Source organism: Campylobacter sp. RKI_CA19_01122 (genome assembly GCF_025771325.1).
Taxonomy (GTDB): domain Bacteria; phylum Campylobacterota; class Campylobacteria; order Campylobacterales; family Campylobacteraceae; genus Campylobacter_D; species Campylobacter_D lari_D.
Genome location: NZ_JAKMPZ010000003.1, coordinates 120810 through 146975, shown reverse-complemented (window position 1 = coordinate 146975; position 26166 = coordinate 120810). Strand labels below are relative to the sequence as shown.

The following is a 26166-nucleotide window of genomic DNA, read 5'->3' as shown; positions in this document are numbered from 1 at the left end:
ATCAAGATTATAATCATAAACATCATTATTATTAAATTTGTGCTGTTTAATAATATAAGCATTAGAAGTTTTATCATAATTTGCCTGGGTGGCAGCTTCTAAAGAGTTTAAGGAAAATATAGTGAGTAAGAAAAATTTTAATATCATGCAATATTTTCTCAAAATATGACTGAACAATATCCCCCCCCCTAAGGTTTAAATTAAAAAATAATCTTTTCATGGTATTTAAAATACCTCCTAGAAATTTTATATTTTCATAAAAAAGTTATACTACTGCTATGCATATAAATTTAAGCTTAAATTAAGAATAAGATATAAAATATCTCATTTTGAAAAAAATTATCAAAATGCTTGCTTATAGGCTTTTAGGTTAATTATTTTAATTGGGTATTTTTGTAACATACCAAACAATCAACATACAGCCTATCAATAACATTAACAATATATTTGCATTTTAGAGTACATAAAAAATCACTTAAAAAAATAATTGCAAATTTTATTTTTTAATTAAAAATAAACTTAAAAAAGTTAGCAGTAGTTATTGTAAAACTTTAATTTTATTTTCTAAAACACTTTTTGGAGTAAGTCCGATGAATTTTTCATTTATCTTGCCTTTTTCATCATAAAAAACTATCACAGGCACACCATAAATTCCACCCACAGCCTTAGACAAAAATGAGCTTGCTTTAGCTTCATACATAAGTGGTAAATTTAACTTTTTTTCCAAAAGAATTTTTTGGGCTTCTTCTTTTGATTTAGCTCCATTTAACACCGCTAAAATAGGAAAATTTCTTTCTCTATAAAGTTCATTTAGCATAGGAATTTGTGCATTACACGCACCACAATCTTGCGTGAAAAAAAATAAAGCATAAGCTTGATTTGCATTTTGTGTTTTTAAGGTTTTTTCAAAACCATCGTATTTAAAAGTATAGTTTTGACTTGAATTTAAGGTTTGAAATTCATTATTTGAGCATGCACTAAAGAAAAAAACACTTATTAAAGCCAAGAAGCAATAGAAGCTTTTAGTTGTGACCATGGTTTTTCTCCTATGATTTTATCTTGCACAACTCCATCTTTAATGACAAAAGTTGTTGGTACTGCAAAAATGTTAAATCTTTGCCATGATATATCTAAATCATCTTGCAAAAATATAATATTTTTATAATCATATTTTGTAGCAAATTCTTCAAAATCTTTCCCCTTATCCACAGAATCAAGTGCTAAAATAGTGATTTTTTTAGGGTATTCGCTAGCTAGTTTTTCCAAGAGTGGTAAGTCTTTTAAACAAGATGCACAACCTTGCTCTACAAAGGTTAAAACAATGAGATTATCAAAATCAGCTAGTTTAATTTTCTCACCTTCTAAATTTTTAGCTGCGATTTCTGGTGCTTTTAAGCCTACTTTGCCGCCATTTTTATTGTTGTTTTCAAAACATGCACTTAAAAAAACTAAACATAAACAAGCTAAAATTATACTTTTAATTTTCACTTTTCATCACTCCATGGCTTAAAATGATAGTTCTATCAGCAAAAGTAGCTAAGTCTGGATTGTGAGTGATTAAAACTATGGTTTTACCATCTTGTTTTAATTTACAAAAAAGCTCTAGAATATTTTTTTCATTTGCCTCATCTAAATTTCCAGTTGGCTCATCTGCTAATAAAATTTCAGGATCATTCACTAAAGCTCTTGCTATACATAGCCTTTGTTGCTCCCCGCCACTTAATTGGCTAGGTAAATGCGTAAGTCTGTGTGAAAGCCCTACTTTTTCTAGTGTCATTATAGCGTCTTTTTGTTCTATACTTGAGTGATAAAACTGAGCTAGCATAACATTTTCTAAAGCATTTAAATAAGGTATTAAATGAAATTGTTGAAAAATCAAACCTATTTTTTCTCTTCTAATTACGCTTTTTTCTTCTTCACTTAAATTTCCAACTTCTTTATCATCTAAAAAATACTCCCCACTACTTTGAGTATCCATTAAAGAAAGTATATTTAAAAGTGTTGATTTACCTGAACCTGATGGGCCCATAATGGCTAGCCATTCGCCTTGCTTTACTTCTAGGTTGATATTTTGCAAAGCTTTAACTTCATTAAAATTACGATTTAAATTTGAAATTTTTATAATATTTTTCATCACTCACCCTTTAAATTTTCACAAACATTGATTTTTAAGGCTTTTTTTAGCGGTAAGATACTTGCAAAAAATGCAAATACCAAAGAAACAAGTACCGCAAAAAACACTGAAAGCAATCTAAAATCTATACTTGCATTAAAAATCAAATACCCAAAAATATTTGCCAAAAAATATCCACAAAAAGCGCCGAGCAAACTCGCACTCAAGCTTAAAATAAACACTTCAGCTCCAAAAAGTTTAATAACTTCTTTATGTTTAGCTCCTAGTGCAAGGTGCAAGGCTATTTCTTTTTTTCTTGAAAAAATCACTGCACTAAGAGTGGTATTTACACTCAAAGAACTAATGAGCAAAATAGTTAAACTAATCAAAGCCATCAAAGCCTTGATCTTTTCTAAAATCACACCTTCACTAATGGATACTGAAGCTATGACTTTGGCTTCTACATTAGCCTTGCTAAGTTCTTTTGCTTTTTGATCTAAGCTTTCATAATCACCTAGTAAAATAGCTTGAGCATAATTTATCACTTCTTTAGCTGCTAACTCTTGAGCTTTTTTTAAAGAGATGATTAAAACCCCATCTTGCTCATCATTGCTTCTTAAAATAGCTTTGATTTTTACTTTGACTATTTTAGATATACTTGGGTTATAAATTTGCAATTCTTGTCCTATTTTAAGCTCTAATTGTTTAGCTAAATCAGCCCCCACAAAGGCACTATCTTCACTAAAATCACTCAAAGAAAAGCTTCCTTTTAAAACCTCCATAAAAGGCTTGGTAAGCTTTAAATTTGCAAAATCAACCCCAACAACTACCGCACTTGAACTTTCAAGATTATAAAAACCATATAAAAATGGGGTTAAAGCTTTTGCTTTCAAATTTTCTTTGGCTTGATTAAATTCATCCATGCTTAAAAACTCATCATCTTTTGGCGTGATGATAAAATTAGCTCCATAAGCTTTTAATTCTTTGGACAATTTTGTGTCAATATCAAAATAAATATTAAAAAACGAAGCACTTACCATAGCACCCATAAACACAGCTATAAAAATAATACAAACTCTTTTATAAGAAAAAATAAGAGATTTAAAAACCTCTTGCATAAAAAAATTATTTCCCATATAAAACCTCTGAAGTAGAAAGTTTAGAAATTCCTTTGATAGAAAACAAGCATCCTAAAAATACTATAAGCACTGCAAAAAATAAACAAATTGGTAGGATAATCCAGGAAATTTCAATGGTATGTTCAAATATACTCAAGGCGATAATCTCTGACATACCTATACCAAAAGCAAAGCCCAAAACAGCCCCAACTAAAGCTACCACAACCCCTTCTAACGCAAAAATCATATAAATTTGCAAAGTGCTAGCACCTAAAGCTTTTAAAAGCCCTATCTCATTTTTTCTTCTAAAAATATCCGCACTCATTAAAGATGATATGGCTATGGAAGCTACGATTAAGCATATAATGCTAACTACTGCCATTAAAGATTGAATTTTAGATACTATCAAACTTTCTGCATCTGAAATCGCACTCACTACTTTTGTGCTTGCACCTTTAAAATCTTCTGCAATTTGATAGGCAATAGAACTTACATAAGCAGTGCAATACCACTGATCATACTCAAGCTGATCAAGACTATCTACATCGCGTCTTGCTTTTTGTGCTAAATCATTTTCAGGTATAGTCAAAGCTGAAACTTCTGCTTTTGAGAATAAACCTTCTTTTTTAGAAAGCTTTTGTGCTAAAAGCAAAGAAGTGATGATTTTATTTGAAAAAGCTTGAGTTAAATCCATAATACCAACAATTTTTACTTTAAAAATTTGATCATTTTGCACAAGGGTGATTTCATCATCTATTTTCAAATCATACTTTTGTGCTAAATCTATTCCTAGCATTATTTCATCTAAACTATCATCTTTTGGGTAATTTCCTTTGATTTGACTATATTTGTATAATTCTTTAATACCTGCATAAAAATCATCATCATCTTGAATCTTTATAGCCTTATCAAAATAAGTTCCCACTAAAGAGATATTTTCATAATTTGCATTTGGAGTTTGAATTTTTACCTGAGTATCTAAAAATGGCGCAAAGGCATTGATATTATTTCTCCAAAAAATTTCTTTTATAGTATGGAGCTTGTTTTCTTCTAAAAAATTTTGATTTTTCAAAGGCTCATAAATTTTATTACCCACTTCTACACTCAAACTTGCACCTTTAGGTAAAACTAAAATGTTTGATCCATAACTTCTTAATTCTTTTGTAATTTCATTACCTATACCCAAAGTAAGATTTAACATAGTAGCCATAAGTAAAGTAGCTAAAAAAATCGTTAGTAAGGCTAGAGATTTTTGGATTTTATTTTGAAAAATAGAGTTTTTTACAATCTTAACTTGCATAGTCATTTCCTAATAAATTATGAATTCTATATTTTGAAGATTTATTCATATCAATGTATTTTAAAGGATCGTTTTTAAACTCTTCATAATTTTTTTCATTAGCAAAAAAATATGTTCTTCCTTTATAAACATAAGATCTTGGTGCTTTTAAGTTAATAAGCTCGGTATGATCAATAGGATCATAAACTTTCTTTTCTACTACTTGAGTGAAAAAATTTACCCCATCTAAAATTTCTGAAAAAGGTATGATAACTTTACCATTTTCAAATTTATATTTCATAGGGATAGGATTACACCCACCTGCCTTACCTACACTTGGTAAGAAAATTCTAACATTACATGAAATACAAATTAACTCTCCACCTTTTTTAACATACCCCATATCTCCACATATACTACAAGCATCAAAAACTGCTACTGGAGAGTCTTTATCTTCTCTTTTGTTAATTAAGAAAAATCTTACCACTTTACCCTCATCGCTAATATAAGCAAAGCGATGTAAGTTATTATCTCTTAATATTGCCACATCAAAAACAAATTCATTATTTTCATTTGGCTCTACATAGGTTGGCTCGTCTATAGTGATTGGTCTTGAAGCATGCAAGTCATAAAAGAGAAAAATACAAAGACTTAAAATCATAGCACTAAAAATACTTGCACTAAAATTAGTTATAGTTGAATTTTTTGCTTGATTTTTTCTAAATTCTATATCAAAATCTTTTTTCTTGCTGTTTTCACTCACTCTTTGCTTTAAAGCTAAAACTATACAAATTCCTAGCAATAAAAACCATATATATGTATAGAATTTAGCATAATATACACTTTTTGCCACATAGCTTAAATATAAACTTTCTGTTTCTATCACACCTTCTCTCATAAGGTGCAATAAAATTTGTGCTAAAGCTTCATTTAGATAAAAAATCACGATAATGAGTAAAAATAAATTTAAAAATTTAAATTTAAATTCCCTTAGCCATCTTGTAAAAAGATAAACCCCAAAACACATCACAAAAGCAAGCAAAATAAGCCCAAAAGAACTAATCGCTAAAGAATCTAAAAAATTAGTGCTTAATATAGGAAAGTCGATAGAAATATGTAAGTATTTTATACCAAAAGCAAAAGATAATAAAAAAAGCAATATTGCTTGAATTTTTTCTTTTAAAAAATTATTTTTTATAAAAGAAAAAATGATAACACTTAAAAACAATAAAACAAATAAAACATCATTAGAAAAATACAACAAATCATAACTTAGTGTTTTAGCGCTAATAAAAAAAGCAAAATAAGAAAAAACAAAACCCACAAAAGCAAGTTTAAACACTAAAGAATTTTTTAGATTATAAAAAAATAAAGCACTTAAAAGTGCGTAAGAAAAAAATACTCCAAAAAAATGTACAAAATAAATCGACATGGGCTCTTCTTTGATAGAATTTATTTATAAAATCAATAATTTTATAAATAAACCCTAGCAAAAAGCTAGGGAAAAAATCACTTAGGTTTTCCTGTGTATTTAAAGTTGTATTTAACTGAAAATGGCTCAAACCATTTACCAACACCCGTTTCTTTATCAACATGGCGTCCAAAACCTTGTTTTTCTGGGCTTTCTATTAAAAATACTAACTCATAGTTTCCTATGCCTGTATCCATTTTTAAATTTGCACCATAGTGAGGGCCATCATCTGCTACCATAGGCATAAGAGTTCCTGTTTTTACTTTACCATTGTCAAGATTAGTTAGCTTATAAGCTATAGTTAAATAAGGAATCCAAAAACCTTCTGGAAAGCCGTTTTTATTACCCTTTAATGCATGAATATCTGCTTCAAGGTGAATATCTGCTAAACTTGCTGCAAGATCAATCCCTCTTGGCTCCATTTCGATTGGCTGTAAATAAACTGCTGCTATTTCCATACCATTTAATTCATAAGGATCGCCAATTGGCACCTCTGCTGCAAAAACTGAACTAGCTAAAATACTAGCTGCTGCACCTAAACTTAATAAAGTTTTTTTCATATTTTTTCCCTTTTATTTGAAATTTGCTTTGTTATAAAAATACCCATAATGAGTAAGATTAAAACCATAAACTGAGGTATGATGCTCTCATAGTAAGGATAAATTCCAAGCCATAAAATTCCTTCAAAATCAAAAGGAAGTAAGCTTGGTGTAATAACCTTGGCTTCTATGAGCTCACCAATGCCTTTGCCTGTAAAGACAAAGACCATATAAAAAATAATGTATGAAGTTATATAGAAAAATTGTTTTACTGGTATTTTTAAAGCACCAGCTTTTAATAAATAATAAAGTATTATAAGTATAATTAATCCACTAGCTAATCCTATAAATATAAAACTATAATCTGTGCTTGTTTTTGCATCAAATAATAAAGCTTGATAAAAAAGAATAGTTTCAGCACCTTCTCTGTATACAGCTAAAAACACACTAAACCATAAAGTTTTTGCTGAATTATTTGAGATAGCTTCAACTGCTTGAGTTTTTACATAATTTGCCCATTTTTTATTTTGCGCATTTGATAAAAGCCAAAAACCGACATAAAATAGTAATGCAACAGCCACAAGCATAGTAATGCCCTCTAAAAATTCTCTACTTTGCCCTGCTTGTTCTTTAAAAATCCATGAAATAAAAAATGCAGTTACAAAACTTAAAAATACTCCACTCCAAAGTGCTGAATATACTATACTTAAACGCTTTTTATTGCCACTTTGAACTAAATATGAAACTATGGCTACAACAATGATTAAAGCCTCTAAACCTTCTCTTAAGATAATACCCAAAGCCCATATAAATAAAGACATAGGTGAAGATTCTTGAATTTTATCCAAAGAATTTTCAATTAATGCACCAAGCTCATCAAAATTCTGTTTTAATTCTTCTTTAGAAGCACTTGCTTTAATAAGTGCAACACCTTTTGAAAAATAATTTTCTATTTTTAATTTTAAAGCACTATCAATAGCACCAATTTTACTTTCCATACCACTTGCTTCAAAAATATCCAAATAAACATTTTGTAAAGCATCTATGCTATTTAAATTAAAACCATCATAATTTTGTAAAATATTATTAAGTGCAATTTTTATATCATCATATACTTTAGTATAGTTTTTAGTACTCATAACACTTTCATCAAAGCCTTTAACCTGAAGTAAAGCTAATTCTTCTTTAGGTAAAGCTAGGAATGCTTCATATAATAAATCTGATATGTCTGAAATTTCATCTCTTATAGCTTTTTCATCCAAAGTGTTATTGTTGATTTTTCTTATTATAGTTCTAAGTTTTATTTGAATTTTTTTATCCATACCCGCTTTTGTGTATCTTGCTACTAAAACTTCTACCTTTGAATTTCTATAATCTTCGAATAATGCTGATTGGATTAAATCTTTAGCTTTTTGGTAATCTTTATTTACAAAAGCCAATGCTGCTTGATCAAGTTTTGAAATCATTGAATCCATTAAAAATTGCAATCTTGCATCCATAGCTGAAGCTTCTTGTAAGGCTAATAATGTTTCATCTTTTTGGATATTTTGCTCTTGAGTAGTTGAATTTTGAGTCAAATTTGATGATGTTTGTCCTTTAACATCCTCTCCAAGTAAAGATGCAAACATAGCTTCAGCTTGCGCTTGACGCTCTTTTTCTGCTTTTAAAGATGAGCTTTCAGCTGCTTTTTTATCATAATTTATATCACTAGCTTCAGCTTTTAATTGAAATCCTTTTTCTAATATAGGAATGACTTCATCTAAATCAAAATACAAGCTACTAATTAAAGCTTCTATCTTAGAAATATCTTCTTTATCTTTATACATTTTTCTTAAATTAATAAATTTACGCTCCATCACAATGACTTTTCTACCGACATTGCGACCAATAGAGCCTTCCATGGTTTCAAAATGCTGAAAATATGCATCTTCAGCTTTTTTCTTAGCTTCTAAATTTTTATTATCTTTATATAACACCATGCTTTCATTCAAAATTTGCTTAATATTTTGACTTTCTTTTTGATAATCAATATCCCTAGCAAGTGTTAAAGAACAAAATAAAAAAATCATTAATAAACTTATTTTTTTAAACACTATTTTACTCCGAAATGATATTCATTTTTAAAATCATAGTCACAAGTATAGTACTAGCTTTCTTAAATTTAGATAAACATTATCATTATTTATTTCATAATAAATCATACAAAAATACTACAAAATGCTACTTTTATCTACAAAATAAGATAAAAAATTATTATTTTTAGCTTTTATATTTATTTTTTATTTATTTTAACAATAAAAATAAGTTTTTCTTTGCTAATATGTATCGTTTTTTAAAATTACAAGGAGTTTTTTATGCTAGTTATTACTCATGAAAAACCAAGCAAGCTCAAAAAAATGTTAAAAAATTTAGGTTTTTGGGTGATTATAGGAATTATAGCTGGCATTTGCCTTGGCTTATTAGATAAGGAATTTGCATTAGCTAGTAAAATCGGTGTAGATTATTTTATACAAGCTTTAAAAATTCTCATAGGTCCTATTATATTTTTAACTATTGTTTTAGGTGTTATTAGTCTTGAAAGCTTAAAACAAGTTGGAAGCATAGGAGCTAAAGCTTTGCTTTATTTTGAAATAGTAAGCACTTTTGCTTTAGCTATTGGCATTTTTATGGCAAACATTATGGGACCTGGTAAAGGAATGAACCTTGATCCAAGCACTCTAGATCAAGAAAGTGTGGCTCAATTTGTTAATAAAAATATAGAAATAAGTGCGCAAAATGAAATTTTGCATATTTTAAAAGACGCTATACCTACTGATATCATAGCTGCTTTTAGCGAAGGAAAAACTTTGCAAATCTTAGTTATAGCTCTAGCTTGTGCTTTTATTATTTCACTTATGAGAATTGATGAGAGAAAAGCTATACAAAAAACCTTAGAAATTATGCAAAGTTTTGTTTTTAAAATCTTAGAAATCATTATGTATTTTTCTCCCATCGCTGCTTTTTCTGCGATGGCTTTTTTAGTGGCAAAATATGGACTTGATTCTTTATTAAATTTGGGTTATTTGCTTATTGTTATGTTGCTTGCTTCTTTGCTTTTTATCTTTGGAGTTTTAGGGCTTATTTGTTTTATTGCTAAAGTCAATATTTTTAAATTTATGCGTTTTATCTCAAGAGAAGTTTTAATAGTTTTTGCCACGAGTTCTAGCGAATCAGCATTAGCTCCGCTTATGAGAAAACTTGAAAAAGCAGGAATTTCAAAAGCCACTGTGGGCTTGGTATTACCAACTGGATATAGTTTTAATCTTGATTGTACTAATATTTATTTAGCTATGAGTTTAATTTTCCTTGCTCAAGCTTTTAATGTAGAACTTTCTTTAACTCATGAAATTAGCATTTTAATAGTGCTTATGATAGCCTCAAAAGGTGCTGTTGGTGTGACTGGATCAGGTTTTATTATACTAGGAAGTACACTTGCGGCTTTATCTAATATGCACATTGCAGAAGCTAACAATGGCTTAGGAGTAAGTTTGGGCGAGGTTTTACCTGTGGCTGCCATTTCTATACTTTTGGGCGTGGATAAATTTATGTCTGAAATTCGTGCTGTGGGAAATTTATGTGGTAATAGCGTAGCAGCTTTAATCGTAGCTATTTGGGATAAACAAATAGACTGGGAAAAGTTTCGCTACGCTCTAGATAATCCTAAAGAATTTACTAATGCGGGTTTTGATTAAAAAACCTCTTTTTGAATTTTTTCTACATATTTTTCTCTTAGTTTTTGGGTATAAAAACCCACCTTACCATCATTAATTACCTTACTATCTGCTTTTATAACACCTAAAATCAAAAAAGTAGCCGCAGAAATAAACACCTCATCAGCCTCATACACTTCTTTCATACTAAAAGCTCTTTGATCTACTTTAAGATCAAGTTCTTTTGCAAATTTTAAGATATTTTTACGGCGAATTCCTGGTAAGATTTCATTAGAAAATGGCTTAGTGATTAAAGTTTTATCTTTTATAATAAAAGCTGAACTACTAGAAGCTTCCGTTACTAAAGCATTTTCTACCATAAAAGCTTCAAAAACCTTAGCTTTAACAGCTTCTTCTTTTGCAAGACATTGAGCTAATAAAGAAATTGATTTTATATCCCTTCTTTTCCACCTTAAATCAGCTGTTGAAATAACACTCACCCCATTTTTAGCAAACTCATGCCCAATCACCTTGCATTCAAAAGCAAAGGCCATAATAGTAGGTTTTAACCCCTTTAAAAGAGCAAAATTTCTACTAGCAACCCCTCTAGTAATTTGCATATAAAGCCCGCCTTCTTTGAGAGAATTTTTAATGATTAATTGCTTTAAAATATTTTCAAATTCTTCTTTTGTATAAGGAATTTGTAGATCAATTTGGGCTAAACTACGCTCAAAACGCTCCCAAAATTCTTCCTTATCAGCTATTTTTGCATTTACCACAGGAACTACTTCATAAATTCCATCTCCAAAGATAAAACCTCTATCAAAAATACTCACTTTAGCTTCGCTAGCTTTTATAAATTCATCATTTAAAAATACTATTTCCATCTCTTGCATAAACTCTCCTTTTAATCAAATAAATCAATAATATCTTTTGGTAAATCAAGCTGATTAGAATAATAAAAATACTTAGCTAAAACTAAAATTCCTATATAAAATTCTATCTTTTCATCTAAAAATTGCTCTATATAAGCATGAGCATTTTGTATGATTTCTTTTGCTCTATGTGGATTAGCTAAATAATAATCAAGCAAAGCTTCTACATTTTCATAATCATCATCAATCAAAGCAAAATGCTCATTTGGAACTAACTTTCCTTCCATAAACCAAGTTTCATAACGCATTTTTGGGGCTAAAACTAAAGAATTTGTTTTCATCGCCCACTTTAAGTTGCTTGCTACATCATTACCTTCCAATGAAAGTAAAAATTTAAACTGGGTTTGATAGGCTCTGCTAATTTTAAAATTTAAATTTTTAATCCATTTTTCGGCTTGAATTTTTCTACCGCCAACATGAGCAATATCACAACAAGGATTATCAAAATATTTTTCAAAAAATTTAATACGATGAGGTTGATAAATTGCACCTCTAAAAAAGAGTAAGTCTTTTTTATCTTCAAATTGGTTTTTATCTTGTATAAAATCAAAATGTCTGTTTTTGTCTAATTTTAAAATGATATTATTAAAGCCATTTTCAACTGGTCTTGATTTAGCTATGCTTGGATATTTAAGATTATAACTAATATCTCCAAAACCTTCAATCCATAAAAAATCATCATTAAAATATTTACTAATTGCATAAGCATCATAAGCATAGGAAGTTTTTTTAAAGGGAAATTTTCCTATTTTTTCATAATTTTGAAAATTTTTTATATCAAAAAAATCATTTTGCAAATTGTAATAATTTAAGCGAGTAATAATATTATCTATATTTTTTGATTTTAAAAGCTCTTTGAAAATATTTTGTAATTGATTTTGATAAATTTTTCTAGGTATAAAACTTTTAGCTATGCCTTTTACATTCATCATAAATCTAGAGTCTGCCATCTTTTTCTTTCTTTAATATGCAAAAATAATGTAAATTTTAACACAAGATTTCATTTACAAGACTTAAAATTTATCTTATTTAAAAACAAAAATGCTAAAATCACAAAAATCACATACTTACTAGGTAAAACAATGAAAATACAAGAATTTATTTTAAACTTTATTTTTAAAGTTTCAAATCAACCTGTTAATTTAAAAGATTTATTAGAAGCAAATGCCTTGTTAAATGAAGGTATGATGATAGATCCTGCGAAATTAAATTTTAAATTTAAGGTATTTAATTCTTATCTTATATATACCCTTTTTTGTATAGCCATTTTAGTTCCTATGCTTATCATCAGCCATTATTTTTTAACAATTATTGATTTTCATATTAGTATCTTAAGTGCTATTTTTGTTACCGCTTGTGTTTTTGTTGGCTATGATATTTTTAAAATTTATACTAGAAAAGTAATAAGCAAAAGATTATTGAAAAAAGCCTGGACTTTACATTTTCCATATTTTGCTTATGAAAAATATTCAAAAATAGCAGAAAATATTTATAATCAAGCTATTAAAGAAGAAATTCCAAAAAATCAACTTGAACAATATGTTTTGGAGAAAATCATTCAAACACAAGATTAATCTAAAAAGTCTAAAACTTGATTTTGAAAATACAATGCTTCAAGCTGTCTTTGAAGCTCTTTGTTTTCTTCATCTAAAACTAATTCTTGCGATCTTAAATCTGCTATTTCTCTACTTACATAATAAATTTGATTTCTAATATAAATTTGTGGGAAAAATATCAATAAAGCAAATGCTATCATCAAACCTGCATATAATAAATTTTTAGGGGTTAAATTTTTATTTTCCTCACTTACTATGCTATCTAAAAGTTCGTATTTATCTTCTTGATTATATTCTTGGTTTTCTTCAAGCCTTACCTTTTCTTCTAAAATTTTTTGCTCTTGCTTAGCTAATTTTTCTTTTTCTTTTAATTCTTCTTGAGCTTTTTTTATTTTTTCTTGTTCAATTTTTTTTTGCTCTTTTAATTCTTGTTTGAGTTTGACTTTTTCTTTTCTTTTTTCTTTTAAATCTTGAAATTTTGAAGCAACAAAGACATTACTTTGAGTAAGAATTTTAGATATTTGAATAGAATCTTTTTTTTCTTGTTGTATTTTTTCTACTTTTTTTACTTCCTGCAAAGTTTTAACATTTTTAGATGGCTTAAGATTTTTATCATTTTTTTTATCAAATTTTTCTTTTTGCTTTTTGAAAAAATTGAGTTGTAATTTAAAAGGCTTTTTTTCTTCTAATTTAACATTTATCAAATCTTCTTTTAAATAAATAGCGGATTGTTTTTTAGGTTTTTCTTTATATTCTTCATCAAAGTCTGTAAATTTAGGTCTTTTTTTACGCTGTATTCTATTTTTTAATATGCGATCGCTTTCATTGAAATTGTGCTCATACTCTTCATAAGGTCTACCTTCTTTAATAGCCCTAGAATATTTCAACATTTTTTCGCGTATATTTTGTTTTTCTTTTAAAAAATCATCTTCAATCATTATTTACCTAAAATAAAAAATTCTCATTTTTGCACAACTTGATCTACTATTATAGCTTATTTCTTCTTTGGAGGCACTTATAGCCTTTTTACTTAAAATTTTACCAAGACTATGTCCTTTACCACATTCGCATTTTATAGCTCTTTCATCACAAATGCAGTCTTTTTCCCATCTTTTAAAAGTATTTTTTACTATTCTATCCTCTAAAGAATGAAAGCTAATAATAGCTAATTTGCAATCTTTTAATTTTGCTTTTTCTATATTTTCAAGTAAGGATTTTAACTCACCAAGTTCATTATTTACTTCTATACGCAAAGCTTGAAATACGAGCAAAGCTAAAGATACATTGCGTCCTTTTAACTTAGCATTTCCTATAATTTGACTTAATTCTTTTGCACTTGTAATCTCTTTTTGACTTCTTGCATTGATAATTTTTTGAGCAAGCATTGAAGCAACTGGCGCCAGATCTCCATAGTCTTTAAAAATTCGTTCTAAAGCTTCCTTGTTGTAAGAATTTGCCACTTCTTTAGCACTTAAAGGATTATTTTGATCCATTCTCATATCTAAAAAATCAGAATTTAGTGAAAAACCCCTATCATTTTTATCAAGCTGCAAAGAAGATACACCAATATCAGCTAAAATTCCTCTTATGTTTTGCGTTGAAATTTGAGTTAAAATATCTTTAAAACCTATATGATTAAAACTTATTCTATCTTGAAAATTTTTTAAAAACTCTTTGGAAAAACTTAAAGCCTCTAAATCTTTATCGCAAGCAATTAATCTTAATTTTTCATGAGCTTGCAATAATGCTTTAGAATGCCCTCCATAACCCAAAGTACAATCTAAAAAATCTCCGCTATCAAAATCATCAAAAGTATTTAAAACTTCTTGTAATAAAACAGGAATATGTGGACTTTGCAAAATATACCTTTTAATATTTTTTAGTATAATACCTTAGCTAAGTTTAAAACAAGGTTTTTAATGAATAAAGAAAATATTATTTCCCAAATTCAAATTCTATCCTCATCAATGTTTAAAAAAAATTTTTTTGGAATTTGCCATGGTTCTGTTTCAGCAAAACTTTCCCAAGGCTCATTTATTATCAATAAAAGCAATGCTTTTTTGAATCAATTAGATGAAAAAAATTTAAGTATCTTAAAATTTGCAAAAGATTATAGCTGGGATGAAGCAAGCAGCGATAGTGAAATACATAAAAGCATATATGAAAATATACCTGAAGCTAAATTCGTATGTTTTGCTTATCCAGCTTATACCTTATCCATGAGTTTAAATCATGATTTCATAACACCTCAAGATTATTTTGGAGAAATTTTTTTAGAAGAAATTCGAGTTTACAATCCTAAAAGTTATGAGGATTGGGATGATAGATCGCAAACTGAAATTTATCGTTATATGTTAGAACAAAAACAAAATTTTGTCGTTGTGAAAGGATATGGAATATTTGCTTATGGAAGAACAAGCTATGAACTTGGAAAAATAATAGATTTAATCGAGAATTCTTGTAAAATTATCCATTTAGCAGAGACAAATTTATCATAAAATCATAAAATTAATTTTTTATTAATCACAAATTACCTATAATTTATGGTTTAATTTAATTAATTATGGATTGGGGTAAAAATGCTCACTTGGATGCAGCATCATAAAAAATATTTAGTTATTACTATTTGGATTAGTGTTATTGCTTTTGTTGGAGCAGGTTTTGTTGGCTGGGGAAGTTATGATTTTAACACCGATAGATCAAATTCTGTTGCAAAAGTAGGCGATGAAAAAATAAGCTATGATGAATTCAATCTAAAATATTCTCAATTATTTAACTACTACTCACAATTAAACAATGGCAATTATACACAAGAACAAGCACAAAAAGATGGCTTAGATACTCAAGCTATCAATGAACTTATACAAGAAAAACTTCTGCTTTCTTATGCTAAAACTTTAGGTTTAAATGTAAGCGAAGAAGAAATTGCTTATGATTTAGCGCATCAAAAAATCTTTCATAATGCTTCAGGTGTTTTTGATAAAGATTTATATTATAATTTACTTGCAAGAAACAACTATACACCAAAAGCTTATGAAAAAATTATCCATGATGAATTATTGCTTAAAAAAATCAATGCTATTTTAAATTTACAAATCAAACAAAATGAGTTTGATATGTTTGGTGCAAGTTTTTTAATGCAAGATAATTTAAAAATTCAAATAATAAAACTTGATAATAAAAATATTCCTATTGATGAAAAAGAACTAAAACAAACTTGGGAAAAAAACAAAAACCTATATAAAACACAAAAAAGCTATGAGCTTGCAACTTATTTTTTAGATCCTAATACAATCACAGTTGTTGATAAAGAAATTCAAGCTTACTATGAAGAAAATAAAAATGACTATAAAGATTTTGCAGGAAAAATTCTAAGCTTAGAACAAAGCAAAGATAAAGTTATAAAAGATTTAAAACTTTCCAAGCTTAAACTTAAAGCTAATGAAAGCTATGTTGCTTTGAGAAAAAACGAGCTTAGTTTTGACAAAAACATCACAATAAGCGATGCTGATATTTATTACCCTTTAGAAAACATACAAAAAGCTAAAGAAAATGATTTTATCAAACCTTTTAAATTTGAAAACGGCTATATGGTTGCAAAACTTATAAAAATAAATCCTATACAGACTATGACTTTTGAGCAAGCCAAAAATGAAGTGAGCAAACTTTACATCAGAGAAAAAACTAAAACTTTATTAGAAGAAAAAGCAAAGCTTGCACTAGATAATTTCCAAGGCATAGATATAGGAACTTATAGTCGCGACTCAAGTAAAGGAGCAAAAGTAGGTGAAATGATAAATGATGCTGAATTTAGTGAGTTTTTAATGCATGTATTTGACTCAAATAAAGCTAAATCTTATGTTTTATTTGATGATAAAGCAATAGTTTATGAAATTACAAAGCAAACTCTAGAAAACAAAGATAAAGAAGAAATTTATAAATTTATCATAGAACAAAGTGCCAAACAAACTAAACAAGCTTTACTTAAGGAAGAATTATTAAAAAAACTTATAGAATTATATCCAATCCAACGCTATTATAAAGGAAATACAAATTGAATATTTTAGGAATTGATTTAGGCTCAATACAAACTTGTGCTATTTTGGCACAAAAAAGTGAAGAAGGACTTAAAATCATTGGTTTTGGAAAATCAAAATCAAATGGTATAAAAAAAGGAGCAATTACCAATATAGAGCTTGCTTCAAAATCTATAGAAGAGGCAGTAGCCGATGCACAAATGATGTCAGGTGTGCATTATGATAAAGTAATTGTATCTATTTCAGGTGCTTATGCAAAAAGTGTAGACAGTATAGGTGTAGTTAATATACCAAATCATGAAATAGGTATTAAAGAAATTCACAGAGCAGTAAGCACAGCAAAACATACCGCAAATATACCTAGTGGATATGAAATCATTCATGTATTACCTTATAATTTTAAAGTAAATGATCTTGAGCATGTAGAAGATCCTTTGGGAATGAGTGGAAATCGTCTTGAAGTTTCTACGCATATTGTAATCTCGCAAGAAGTGCATATTAAAAATCTAAAAAAAGCAGTTGAGCTTGCTGATCTTAGAGTAGATAATATCGTTCTTTCAGGATATGCTTCTTCTATCGCATGCTTTGATGATAGTGAAAAAGAATTAGGTGCTATTTTAATCGATATGGGTGGAGCGGTTTGCGATATGGTCATTCATGCGGGTAATTCTATACGATATAATGAATGCTTACAAATTGGTTCAGTAAATATCACTAATGATTTATCCATAGCTTTGCATACCCCACCAAAAGAAGCAGAAAAACTAAAATTAAATTATGCATCTTTAGCACAAAATGAAAACTCAATTATACAAATTCCATATATGGGTGATGAAAAAAGAAAAAATGAAGTTTCAGTAGAAGTTATATCTAATGTTATTTATGCAAGAATTGAAGAAACTATTATTATTTTAGCTAAAATGCTAAGTGATAATGCTTGTGCAAATCAAGCAGGAGCAGGCATAGTATTAACAGGTGGAATGACAAAATTTGCAGGACTTGACAAACTTGCTTCAGCTTATTTTGATAATAAAGCTGTTAGAATAGCGACCGCAAAAAAAGATACTATGGATGGCTTTAAAGAAATTTTTGAAGATGCAGAAAATAGCTGCGCTATAGGTCTTTGTTTATATGGTGGTGGACATTTTACTCCTTATGAATTAGATTCTAATGAAAAACTAAGATACAAAGGAGAGCCTGAATTTATCAACAAACAGATAAAACAAAATCTCACCATAGAAGAACATGAAGAAGAAAATAAAAATTTTGAAGAAATTTTTCAAGAACAGAGAGATTTTGAAGATGAAAAAACAGAATTAACAAAAGTTGAAACCAAAAAAGATAAAAAATCAAGTTTTATGCATAATTTTTGGAATAAATTAATAAACCAGTTCTAATAGGAGATACAATGAGCGAATATCTAGTAGAAGAAATGCAACACGCAAAAGGTGCAAAAATAAAAGTCATAGGCTGCGGTGGCGGTGGCGGTAATATGATAGATCATATGGTAAATATGGGCTTACATGATCTTGATCTTATCTCAGCAAATACTGATGCACAAGCTATAGCAAAATCTTTAGCAAAAACTAGAATTCAACTAGGTGAGAAAAAAACTAAAGGTTTAGGTGCTGGTATGCAACCAGAAATTGGAGCAGAAAGTGCAAGAGAAAGCTTTGAAGAAGTAAAAGCAGCTTTAAGTCAAAGTGATATAGTATTCATTTCAGCAGGACTTGGTGGTGGAACTGGTACAGGTGCAGCTCCTGTTGTAGCACAAGCTGCTAAAGAAGTAGGCGCATTAACTGTTTCGGTTGTAACTATGCCTTTTGCTTTTGAAGGAAAACAAAGAAAAAAATTAGCTGAAGCTGGCTTGGCTGAATTAAAAAAAGAAAGTGATTCTATCATTGTAATCCAAAATGAAAAACTTCTTAGCATACTTCCAAAAAAAGCAGGTATAAAAGAAGCATTCAAACTAGTTGATGATATCTTAGCTAGAGCTGTTAGAGGTATGGTGTCTATTCTTTTAGAAGATGGCGATATCAATGTTGACTTTGCAGATGTTAGAACTGTTATGAGCCACAGAGGTTTAGCACTAATGGGCGTGGGTCATGGAGAAGGTGAAAATGCTATCATGGATGCATTATCAAGTGCTATAGAATCTCCATTGTTAGACGGTATGACTATGAAAGGCGTTAAAGGCGTAATCATCCATTATAAAATTGGACCTGAATGCTCATTGATAGAAATTTCACAAGCTACTCAAAGCATTAGCGATATAGCAGATGAAAATGCAAAAGTAATCTTTGGCGCAACTACTGATGAGAGTATGGGTGATCGTGTTGAAGTTACTATCATTGCTACAGGTTTTGAAGATAAAGCTGAAATAGAAAGTGCTAAAGAACAAGAAGAAAGTAAAAAAAATAGCTATATGAACTTGCGCAAAGCTAGCGGTGGATTTGATGAGGAAGTAATTTCCCAGCTTGATGTTCCTGCTTTCTTGCGTCGCCAAATGGATTAATTTTTTAGTAAAAATCCTTATATGAATTCTTCATTATTATGTGATTTTTACGAACTAAGTATGGCTTATGCTTATTTTAAACAAAATATGCATAAGCAAATTGTTTATTTTGAAGTTTTTTTTAGAAAAGCCCCCGATAATGCTTCTTATGCTGTTTTTTGTGGATTAGAACAAATCATAGATCATATTAATCGTTTTTCTTTCTCTCAAAGCGATATAGAATTTTTAAAAAATACTCATAAATTTGATAATGATTTTTTAAACTACCTTTCAACTTTAAAATTTAGTGGAGATATACTAAGTGTTAAAGAAGGTGAATGTGTTTTTGCTAATACACCTTTAATTATTATCAAAGCACCTATAATAGAAGCTTTATTATTAGAAACTTTCATACTTTTAACCCTAAATCATCAATGTCTAATTGCCACTAAAGCTAGCAGAATTGCTAAAATTGCAAAAGAAAAATTACTCTTAGAATTTGGCTCTCGCAGAGCCCATGGAGAAAGTGCAGCTTTAAATGGTGCTAGAGCTGCTTTTGTAGGTGGTTTTCATGCAAGTGCTTGTACTTTAGCTGGGAAAAAATTTAATATTCCTATTAGTGGAACCATGTCTCATGCTTGGGTACAAATGTTTGATGATGAGCTAAGTGCTTTTAGAGCATATTGTCAAATTTATAAAGATAATATAAGTCTTTTGATTGATACATATGATTATAAAAAAGGTATTGAAAATGCTATTTTAGTTTTTAATGAGTTAAATGCGCAAGATTCTATGCAAAATTATTCCATCCGTATTGATTCAGGAGATTTGCTGAAAATCTCTAAATATATTAGAAAAAAACTAGATCTTGCTAACTTAACAAAATGCAAAATCATAACTAGTAATGCCTTAGATGAGTTCATCATAGAAAAATTACTAAAAAACAAAGCTCCAATCGATGCTTTTGGTATTGGAGAAAAGCTTATTACTTCAGCAAGCTCGCCTATTTTTGGAGCTGTTTATAAGCTTGTTGCATTAGAAAAAAACAATCAAATCATCCCTAAAATAAAAATTAGCGCAAGTTCAAGCAAAACAACCTTACCACATTTTAAAAAACTCATAAGGTATTATAAAAACAATAAAGCAAGTTTTGATATTTTATATACACATGATGAGAGTATCAAAAATTATCAAGGCCATACATATAAAAATTTACATGAGCTTATTTTTAAAGATGGAAAATTAATCTATGGGCTTCCTAACTTGAAAAATATTCAAGAGTATCATAAAAAAAGTGTTGATAGTTTGGATTTTAAACTAAAAAAACTTCAAAATCCAAGTATTTATAAAGTAAAAATTTCTAAAAAATTACAAAATATGCAAAAAACTTACTTAGAAAAAAATTAATCTTTTTCTCTAAGTTTTACTTCATCTTCTACTTCAAGTAAAAATCTATCAACAAGCTCATCTTCTTTTAATTTTGCCACCACTTCACCATGTCTTATAACTAAACCTTGATTTTTTCCAAAAGCAATAGCCACATCAGCACCCTTAGCCTCACCCAAGGCATTTACAACACAACCCATAACACTTATATTTAATGGTTCTTTTATATGTTTAGTTTTTTCTTCTACTATCTTAATCGCTTTAATCAAATCGCTTTGAATTCTTCCACAAGTTGGGCATGAGATGATATTTACTCCACTCTTTTGCACTCCACTATCTTGCAAAATCGCTCTTGCTACTTTAATCTCTTCTTCAAGTTCCCCTGTCATAGAAACTCTCATTGTATCGCCTATACCTTTTAAAAGCAAATTTCCTAAGGCAATCGAACTTTTAACAGTACTATGAAATTTAGTTCCTGCTTCAGTAACCCCTAAATGAAACGGATAATCACAAAGTGGTCTTAGAGCTTCATAAGCTTTTATGGTATTTTGCACATCTGAAGTTTTCATAGAAATTTTAATGTCAAAAAAGTCTAAATCTTCTAGTAATTTTATATTATATAAAGCGCTCTCAAGCATAGCCTCTATATTATAACCATATTTATCGCTAAATTGCTTTTCTATAGAGCCATGATTTACCCCTATTCTAATAGGAATTTTTCTTTGTTTACAAGCTTGCACCACTTCTTTTATATTTTCTTTTGAGCCTATATTTCCCGGATTAATTCTCACCCCATCGATAAATTCAGCACAAAAAACTGCTAGCTTATGATTAAAATGTATATCCACTATTAAAGGCAAGGGGCTTTTTGCTTTGATTTCTTTTAAAGCTCTTGCATCTGCCATGTCCAAACAAGCTAAACGCACTATATTTGCACCGGCAAAATAAAGCCTATTAAGTTGCTCTAAACAACCTTCAATATCTCTTGTTTTAGTAAAAAGCATGGATTGCACAGAAATAGGTGCATCTCCGCCTATTAAAACATCACCTACTTTTATTTGTCTTGTTTTATATCTTGTCATTAAAATCACTCTAAAAATATTTTTAGAGTATTATAGCCCAAAAAATGGGCTATATCATTAATCTTTTTTATTTTTATTAAGAGATTTATATTTTACATCTGTATCTCTTGTTAAAAGGGTGAAAATTTGATTTGTTAAATCTTGGGTAAGTTTTTTAGCTTCCTTTTGATTTTGTAATGAAAAATCAACTAAAATTTGCTTTGCTTTATTCTTATCTTTTTGATAAAGACTTAAATATTCTTTTTCCATAGCTTCTTGTTTTAAAGATGTGTCTTTTTCAAATTTAACATAAGCATTTTTTACAATAGGTGCATACTTATTATAATCACTCATTACAAGAGTTTGTAACTTGCGATAAATCCAATAAATTGATTCATCATCAGCTTCATTTGTTCCTTGTTGATAACCTGCAATAAATTCATCATTACCAAAATAATAAGGCAAATACACACTCAAATCGGCCATTCCTATTGCGACATAATTTAACCTGCCTATTTCTTTAGGAAGCCACGGTCTAACTTGCATGATATGAGATTCATAAGTTCTAAACACACTCACAACACGATAAATATTTTCATCTTCATTGAAATTTGAGTATGGATCATATTTTGTTCTATCATAGTGCGATCTTAAAGCTTTTTTTAAATCATCCACACTAAGTTTTTGTTCAGGTTCTAAAAACACATTAAAATTAGCACCATTTTTTACATCTTGATTTAAAGATGGATTAAACATTTTTTGTATCCACCAAACTCTAGGATAATTATAAGTTAAATCTCTATCATCATTTCTTGTATAAACTTTAAAAAAATCAAAATCCTTATCTACTTTAGGATTATACGCTTTATGAATGACGGCAAAATTTATTAAATTTTTAGAATGCAAGGTATTTTCATCGTTAAATTTTAATTGCTTCAACCTACCCTGGTTTGCGCTAACAAAATACGAATTATTAGGAATTTTTACAGCCATCCACTGATGTGCTGTAGCACTTTCTAAATACCAAATTTCTTTAGAATCTACAAAAGCCACTCCAAAACCCTCAGCAGCACCTTGTTTTTCTATAATATCGCCTAATAATAGAACACCTTCTTTTGCACTTTTAATTCTTGGAAGCAAAACATCTAAAATATCATCTTCACTAATACCATTTTTCTCATTATAAGGATCAAATTTTAAAAGCTCATCTTTTGCATAAATTGATTCAGTAGCACTTATCCCAACACCCTTTTCATTAAAACCAGTAGCACCATGTAATTTACTTTGCCAATTAGCTATAGTACTATATTGAAAAGATTTAGCAGGTAAAGGGTAAGTAAAATCATTCATTCCTTGATGTGTTTTAGTACTATAAATACCTTTTTGGTTTTCAACTCTTGGATGGATTAAAAAAATCTGTGCTTTATCTGCTTTACTATCAGCACTTCTTGCAACCAACATAGAGCCATCTTTGCTTGCTTCATTTGGCACTAAAATAGTAGTGCAAGCTAAAGTATTATTGAGCAAAGCACCAAAAAGTACACAGTTTGTAAGAAAACTAAACTTTTTCATTTTCTCTCCTTTGAATTTAAGAAATTAAAAAAGTATATTCTTATCAAAATAAATTTAAAATTAAAAATAAAATATTGTTTTTATTATAAAATAATAATTATTTATAAATAAATATATTTTTTAAGAAAAATCAACCGGATCTATATCGCAAGTAATATTTTTAAAATTTAAAGCAAAATGCTCAAACTTTACAAGCTCTTGGTGAGTATTAGCACGCAATAATACATAAAAACGCCATTTTTTATTTAGCATTTCAATACCACAAGCACCATGGCCTACTAATTGCACTTGTTTTAATTCTTGAACTTTATTAGCTATAAATTCACATAAATTTAAAGCTTTGTTTTTATCCTCATCTTCAATAATTAGCCTTAAAAGTCTTTTAAATGGAGGGTAAAGCTCACTTCTAGAATTTAATTCATCTTTTAAAAAGCTATCATAATCTTGTATATATTTTTCAAAAAAAGATCTATTCTTAGTTTGTAAAAGCACCCTACCCTCACCCTTACGACCTGCACGACCTGCTACTTGCATAGCAAGAGCCAAAGTCTCTTCTAAAGCTTTAAAATTAGGTCTAAATAAATACTCATCAAGCCCCAAAATCACACTCAAATCCACATTATGATAATCATGCCCTTTAGCAAGCATAGAAGTGCCTACTAAAATATCAATTTTTTCTTGGTTAAAATCTTTTAAAATCATATCAAGCTTTTTTACACTGCTAATCTCATCACTATCAAATCTTTTTATGATAGGATTAAACTCAGCTAATTCTTTTTCTAAAAGCTCACAAAGCTCTGCTGTGCCCATTTTTTTAGCTTCAAGCATAACTCCATTGCAGGTTGGACAAGTTTGATCAATTTCTTTAGTAAAATTGCAATAATGACATTTTAATGTATTTTTATTTTTATGCAAACTCAAAGCAATAGAACAAAAAGGACATTTAATGGTATTAGCGCATTCTTTGCATAAAATTTGTCTAAAATTTGCCCTTGTAGGTAAAAATACCACGGCTTGCTTTTTATTTCTTAAGCTAATTTTTAATTCTAAAAGCAATTTTGATGAAACACTAAGCTCACTCTCATCATACAAAAACTGCTTGTTGCTTTCAAAGAAGGTTCCTTTAAGTCTAAAACAAGGATGTTTATAAAAACTTACAACACTTGGAGTAGCAGAACCTAAAAGAACTTTTATATGCATTTTTTTTGCTATAAATAAAGCCAAATCTCTTGCATTGATTTTTGGATTATTAGAAGCTTTATAAGAATTATCATGCTCCTCATCAATAATAATCAAACTTAAATTCTTAAAAGGTAAAAACAAAGCCGACCTAGCTCCCACCACCAAAAGAGCTTTTGAATTTGTTAAATCTTGCAAATATTCTTGCTTTTTTTTCTTAGTAATTTTAGAATGCCACAAGAAAAAATGCTCGCCAAAATACACTTTTAATCTTTTTTGCATTTGCGGAGTTAGAGCGATTTCTGGCATTAAAAGCAAAACTTGCTTTCCTTGCTCTAGATATTCTTTTATCAAGCTAATATAAATTTCAGTTTTACCACTTCCTGTATCGCCAAATAACAAACTAGTTTGTTTAGTTTTTATAAATTCCAAAGCCTCTTGCTGGTTTTTACTTAAACTAGGTGCTTTTTCTATATGAATTTTTTCATTTTTATACTCTTTAATGCTTTCAAACATACCCAAAACAAAAGCTATTTTACTAGCATAATAATAAGCAATAAATTGAGCAAGTTCGTATTGGTATTGCGTTAGTTTAAAACCTGTTTTTTCTTTTATAGCTTGGGTTTTAAAATCAGGCTTTGAACATTTTTGTAAAATTATAGCTTTGAGATTTTTTTTCCTTGCAAGATCAACTATCACTTCATCTAAAATTTCAATTTCTTCTTCACTTTCATAAATTAAGGTATCTAAATAATATCCTTTTATAGCAAGTTGATAAAAATTCAAAACCCATAATCCTTACAATTTAAACTCACACATTCTAAAAAAACTTTTTCACCATTATAAGAAAAATCTATGTAATTTTTAGCATTTATAAAAAATCTATATTGAGTATTTGCTATTTTCATCCATGATTTTTTACTTGAAACAATTGGCTTATCTAATACACTATATGTACAATGATTTGTTTTTTTGTAATTTTGCAAACTATCACAAAAAAATAATTTTTGATTTTCACTATTTATCAAAGCTTCATCTAAAATGGCTGGAAAATCCTTACTTTCTTTAAATAAAAACTGATTTTTGAGTAAGGCCAAAGAAGCATTGATGAGCTCTACCTCACTTTTTGCTTGGATAAGTTTAGCATCATTTTTTCCAAAAGAAAAATACGGATAAGCAATTGTGCTAAGAATAGCAATAATCATCATACAAAAAATAAGCTCTACTAAAGTAAAAGCTTTTTTTACTTGCATTTATTGTATTTCTTCATCGATAGTGTTTATAAGTTTGTTGAGTTCTTTTTTTAAGATATAGTTTTCGTAGCTAAGTTTTACAAAAGCATTAATGAAATTTGCAAGTTCTATCTTACCTGTGCCTCCAGAAATTAAAGCAATCTCATCTTCAAGATGATTTGCAAATTCATTACTGCATGTTACAACAAAGTCTTTTGCATAGACATTGATTGTAACTTTTCTTTGATTATTGTTTGCCAAGAACTGCCTCTATTTTTTTGATCACATCTTCACTTTCAATATTTTTATTTTTAAGCTCTTCTTCCAAACGCGCAATTTGATTGTTTTTGGCTTCATTTTGTGCTTTTACGCTCACTAATTCATTTCTTAAATTTTCATTTATTTCACATACTTCATTATATTTAGCCAAAAGCTCATTTACTTTATCTGTCATTGTGTTGATTATTCTTTCATCATACATAATTTTTTGCCTTTATTGATTTTA

At 28.8% G+C, this 26166-nt stretch carries 25 protein-coding genes; 7 read left to right on the top strand and 18 right to left on the bottom strand.

All coding sequences use genetic code 11. The features are described 5' to 3' along the window. Window positions 1-538: 538 nt before the first annotated feature. The 8 genes from L8U37_RS02915 to L8U37_RS02880 form a co-directional block, all read right to left on the bottom strand. Complete coding sequence (locus L8U37_RS02915) at window positions 539-1036, bottom strand: TlpA family protein disulfide reductase (RefSeq protein WP_263669960.1); 498 nt, start codon at window positions 1034-1036, stop codon at window positions 539-541. Next, complete coding sequence (locus L8U37_RS02910; protein ID WP_263669958.1) at window positions 997-1488, bottom strand: TlpA family protein disulfide reductase; 492 nt, start codon at window positions 1486-1488, stop codon at window positions 997-999. Before L8U37_RS02910 ends, L8U37_RS02915 begins: the two co-directional genes overlap by 40 nt. Beyond that, complete coding sequence (locus L8U37_RS02905) at window positions 1478-2134, bottom strand: ABC transporter ATP-binding protein (protein ID WP_263728541.1); 657 nt, start codon at window positions 2132-2134, stop codon at window positions 1478-1480. The genes L8U37_RS02910 and L8U37_RS02905 overlap by 11 nt, the downstream gene beginning before the upstream one ends. After that, on the bottom strand, window positions 2134-3249 hold the full coding sequence (locus L8U37_RS02900) for an ABC transporter permease (RefSeq protein WP_263661191.1): 1116 nt from the start codon (window positions 3247-3249) through the stop codon (window positions 2134-2136). Before L8U37_RS02900 ends, L8U37_RS02905 begins: the two co-directional genes overlap by 1 nt. After that, on the bottom strand, window positions 3239-4531 hold the full coding sequence (locus L8U37_RS02895) for an ABC transporter permease (RefSeq protein ID WP_263726057.1): 1293 nt from the start codon (window positions 4529-4531) through the stop codon (window positions 3239-3241). The genes L8U37_RS02900 and L8U37_RS02895 overlap by 11 nt, the downstream gene beginning before the upstream one ends. Further along, window positions 4521-5942 carry a Fe-S-containing protein gene (locus L8U37_RS02890; RefSeq protein ID WP_133319909.1) on the bottom strand — a complete coding sequence of 474 codons (1422 nt, stop codon included), beginning with the start codon at window positions 5940-5942 and terminating at the stop codon, window positions 4521-4523. Before L8U37_RS02890 ends, L8U37_RS02895 begins: the two co-directional genes overlap by 11 nt. Before the next feature lie 77 nt (window positions 5943-6019). Then, on the bottom strand, window positions 6020-6541 hold the full coding sequence (locus tag L8U37_RS02885; protein WP_012661874.1) for a ferrirhodotorulic acid transporter, periplasmic binding protein: 522 nt from the start codon (window positions 6539-6541) through the stop codon (window positions 6020-6022). Further along, entirely contained in the window at window positions 6538-8589 is a 2052-nt protein-coding gene (locus tag L8U37_RS02880; protein ID WP_263728540.1) for an FTR1 family iron permease, read from the bottom strand. The genes L8U37_RS02885 and L8U37_RS02880 overlap by 4 nt, the downstream gene beginning before the upstream one ends. Before the next feature lie 285 nt (window positions 8590-8874). On the opposite strand from L8U37_RS02880, the gene L8U37_RS02875 reads away from it, so the two are divergent. Further along, entirely contained in the window at window positions 8875-10251 is a 1377-nt protein-coding gene (locus L8U37_RS02875; protein WP_263728538.1) for a cation:dicarboxylate symporter family transporter, read from the top strand. Here L8U37_RS02875 and L8U37_RS02870 read toward each other — a convergent pair. Further along, window positions 10248-11105: a D-amino acid aminotransferase gene (locus L8U37_RS02870; protein ID WP_263659666.1), complete on the bottom strand. Its 858-nt coding sequence runs from the start codon at window positions 11103-11105 to the stop codon at window positions 10248-10250. The two genes, L8U37_RS02875 and L8U37_RS02870, sit on opposite strands and share 4 nt — an antisense overlap. A gap of 11 nt (window positions 11106-11116) precedes the next feature. Next, on the bottom strand, window positions 11117-12094 hold the full coding sequence (locus L8U37_RS02865) for a glycosyl transferase family 90 (RefSeq protein ID WP_263728537.1): 978 nt from the start codon (window positions 12092-12094) through the stop codon (window positions 11117-11119). A gap of 132 nt (window positions 12095-12226) precedes the next feature. On the opposite strand from L8U37_RS02865, the gene L8U37_RS02860 reads away from it, so the two are divergent. After that, on the top strand, window positions 12227-12718 hold the full coding sequence (locus L8U37_RS02860; protein ID WP_133319905.1) for a hypothetical protein: 492 nt from the start codon (window positions 12227-12229) through the stop codon (window positions 12716-12718). Here L8U37_RS02860 and L8U37_RS02855 read toward each other — a convergent pair. Both L8U37_RS02855 and rsmH read right to left on the bottom strand, forming a co-directional pair. After that, window positions 12715-13638, bottom strand: a complete 924-nt coding sequence (locus L8U37_RS02855) for a hypothetical protein (RefSeq protein WP_220566699.1) — start codon at window positions 13636-13638, stop codon at window positions 12715-12717. The genes L8U37_RS02860 and L8U37_RS02855 overlap by 4 nt on opposite strands. 3 nt (window positions 13639-13641) lie before the next feature. Further along, window positions 13642-14559 (bottom strand): 16S rRNA (cytosine(1402)-N(4))-methyltransferase RsmH, encoded by a 918-nt coding sequence (gene rsmH / locus L8U37_RS02850; protein ID WP_263728536.1) that lies wholly within the window; start codon window positions 14557-14559, stop codon window positions 13642-13644. 60 nt (window positions 14560-14619) lie between these two features. Between rsmH and L8U37_RS02845 the strand changes: the two genes are divergently transcribed. From L8U37_RS02845 to L8U37_RS02825, 5 genes are all read left to right on the top strand, one after another. Further along, entirely contained in the window at window positions 14620-15198 is a 579-nt protein-coding gene (locus L8U37_RS02845; protein ID WP_263659740.1) for a class II aldolase and adducin N-terminal domain-containing protein, read from the top strand. 81 nt (window positions 15199-15279) lie between these two features. Further along, window positions 15280-16758 carry a peptidylprolyl isomerase gene (locus L8U37_RS02840; protein WP_133319902.1) on the top strand — a complete coding sequence of 493 codons (1479 nt, stop codon included), beginning with the start codon at window positions 15280-15282 and terminating at the stop codon, window positions 16756-16758. Beyond that, a complete protein-coding gene (gene ftsA, locus L8U37_RS02835; RefSeq protein WP_220566695.1) occupies window positions 16755-18134 on the top strand; it encodes a cell division protein FtsA in 1380 nt (459 codons plus the stop codon). Before L8U37_RS02840 ends, ftsA begins: the two co-directional genes overlap by 4 nt. A gap of 11 nt (window positions 18135-18145) precedes the next feature. Then, a complete protein-coding gene (gene ftsZ, locus L8U37_RS02830) occupies window positions 18146-19252 on the top strand; it encodes a cell division protein FtsZ (RefSeq protein ID WP_039626779.1) in 1107 nt (368 codons plus the stop codon). A gap of 21 nt (window positions 19253-19273) precedes the next feature. Then, on the top strand, window positions 19274-20638 hold the full coding sequence (locus L8U37_RS02825) for a nicotinate phosphoribosyltransferase (protein ID WP_263728535.1): 1365 nt from the start codon (window positions 19274-19276) through the stop codon (window positions 20636-20638). On the opposite strand, the gene ispG is transcribed toward L8U37_RS02825, so the two are convergent. From ispG to L8U37_RS02795, 6 genes are all read right to left on the bottom strand, one after another. Beyond that, complete coding sequence (gene ispG, locus L8U37_RS02820) at window positions 20635-21699, bottom strand: flavodoxin-dependent (E)-4-hydroxy-3-methylbut-2-enyl-diphosphate synthase (protein ID WP_250322407.1); 1065 nt, start codon at window positions 21697-21699, stop codon at window positions 20635-20637. The genes L8U37_RS02825 and ispG overlap by 4 nt on opposite strands. A gap of 57 nt (window positions 21700-21756) precedes the next feature. Continuing rightward, window positions 21757-23250, bottom strand: a complete 1494-nt coding sequence (locus L8U37_RS02815; RefSeq protein ID WP_263709283.1) for a C69 family dipeptidase — start codon at window positions 23248-23250, stop codon at window positions 21757-21759. A gap of 120 nt (window positions 23251-23370) precedes the next feature. After that, window positions 23371-25215, bottom strand: a complete 1845-nt coding sequence (locus tag L8U37_RS02810) for a primosomal protein N' (protein WP_263709282.1) — start codon at window positions 25213-25215, stop codon at window positions 23371-23373. Then, entirely contained in the window at window positions 25212-25682 is a 471-nt protein-coding gene (locus L8U37_RS02805) for a type II secretion system protein (protein ID WP_133319897.1), read from the bottom strand. The genes L8U37_RS02810 and L8U37_RS02805 overlap by 4 nt, the downstream gene beginning before the upstream one ends. Continuing rightward, window positions 25683-25922 (bottom strand): hypothetical protein, encoded by a 240-nt coding sequence (locus L8U37_RS02800; RefSeq protein WP_133319896.1) that lies wholly within the window; start codon window positions 25920-25922, stop codon window positions 25683-25685. It abuts the gene before it with no gap. Next, on the bottom strand, window positions 25909-26142 hold the full coding sequence (locus tag L8U37_RS02795; RefSeq protein ID WP_012661890.1) for a hypothetical protein: 234 nt from the start codon (window positions 26140-26142) through the stop codon (window positions 25909-25911). The genes L8U37_RS02800 and L8U37_RS02795 overlap by 14 nt, the downstream gene beginning before the upstream one ends. Window positions 26143-26166 lie beyond the last annotated feature (24 nt).

Coding starts and splice junctions, on each gene's coding strand:
- L8U37_RS02860 (WP_133319905.1), top strand. CDS start 12,227: ATGAAAATACAAGAATTTATTTTAAACTTTATTTTTAAAGTTTCAAAT.
- L8U37_RS02905 (WP_263728541.1), bottom strand. CDS start 2,134: ATGAAAAATATTATAAAAATTTCAAATTTAAATCGTAATTTTAATGAA.
- L8U37_RS02825 (WP_263728535.1), top strand. CDS start 19,274: ATGAATTCTTCATTATTATGTGATTTTTACGAACTAAGTATGGCTTAT.
- L8U37_RS02895 (WP_263726057.1), bottom strand. CDS start 4,531: ATGCAAGTTAAGATTGTAAAAAACTCTATTTTTCAAAATAAAATCCAA.
- L8U37_RS02840 (WP_133319902.1), top strand. CDS start 15,280: ATGCTCACTTGGATGCAGCATCATAAAAAATATTTAGTTATTACTATT.
- L8U37_RS02865 (WP_263728537.1), bottom strand. CDS start 12,094: ATGGCAGACTCTAGATTTATGATGAATGTAAAAGGCATAGCTAAAAGT.
- L8U37_RS02885 (WP_012661874.1), bottom strand. CDS start 6,541: ATGAAAAAAACTTTATTAAGTTTAGGTGCAGCAGCTAGTATTTTAGCT.
- ftsZ (WP_039626779.1), top strand. CDS start 18,146: ATGAGCGAATATCTAGTAGAAGAAATGCAACACGCAAAAGGTGCAAAA.
- L8U37_RS02875 (WP_263728538.1), top strand. CDS start 8,875: ATGCTAGTTATTACTCATGAAAAACCAAGCAAGCTCAAAAAAATGTTA.
- L8U37_RS02870 (WP_263659666.1), bottom strand. CDS start 11,105: ATGCAAGAGATGGAAATAGTATTTTTAAATGATGAATTTATAAAAGCT.
- L8U37_RS02880 (WP_263728540.1), bottom strand. CDS start 8,589: ATGATTTTTTTATTTTGTTCTTTAACACTTGCTAGGGATATTGATTAT.
- L8U37_RS02855 (WP_220566699.1), bottom strand. CDS start 13,638: ATGATTGAAGATGATTTTTTAAAAGAAAAACAAAATATACGCGAAAAA.
- ispG (WP_250322407.1), bottom strand. CDS start 21,699: ATGACAAGATATAAAACAAGACAAATAAAAGTAGGTGATGTTTTAATA.
- L8U37_RS02890 (WP_133319909.1), bottom strand. CDS start 5,942: ATGTCGATTTATTTTGTACATTTTTTTGGAGTATTTTTTTCTTACGCA.
- L8U37_RS02845 (WP_263659740.1), top strand. CDS start 14,620: ATGAATAAAGAAAATATTATTTCCCAAATTCAAATTCTATCCTCATCA.
- L8U37_RS02815 (WP_263709283.1), bottom strand. CDS start 23,250: ATGAAAAAGTTTAGTTTTCTTACAAACTGTGTACTTTTTGGTGCTTTG.
- L8U37_RS02805 (WP_133319897.1), bottom strand. CDS start 25,682: ATGCAAGTAAAAAAAGCTTTTACTTTAGTAGAGCTTATTTTTTGTATG.
- L8U37_RS02900 (WP_263661191.1), bottom strand. CDS start 3,249: ATGGGAAATAATTTTTTTATGCAAGAGGTTTTTAAATCTCTTATTTTT.
- L8U37_RS02795 (WP_012661890.1), bottom strand. CDS start 26,142: ATGTATGATGAAAGAATAATCAACACAATGACAGATAAAGTAAATGAG.
- L8U37_RS02915 (WP_263669960.1), bottom strand. CDS start 1,036: ATGGTCACAACTAAAAGCTTCTATTGCTTCTTGGCTTTAATAAGTGTT.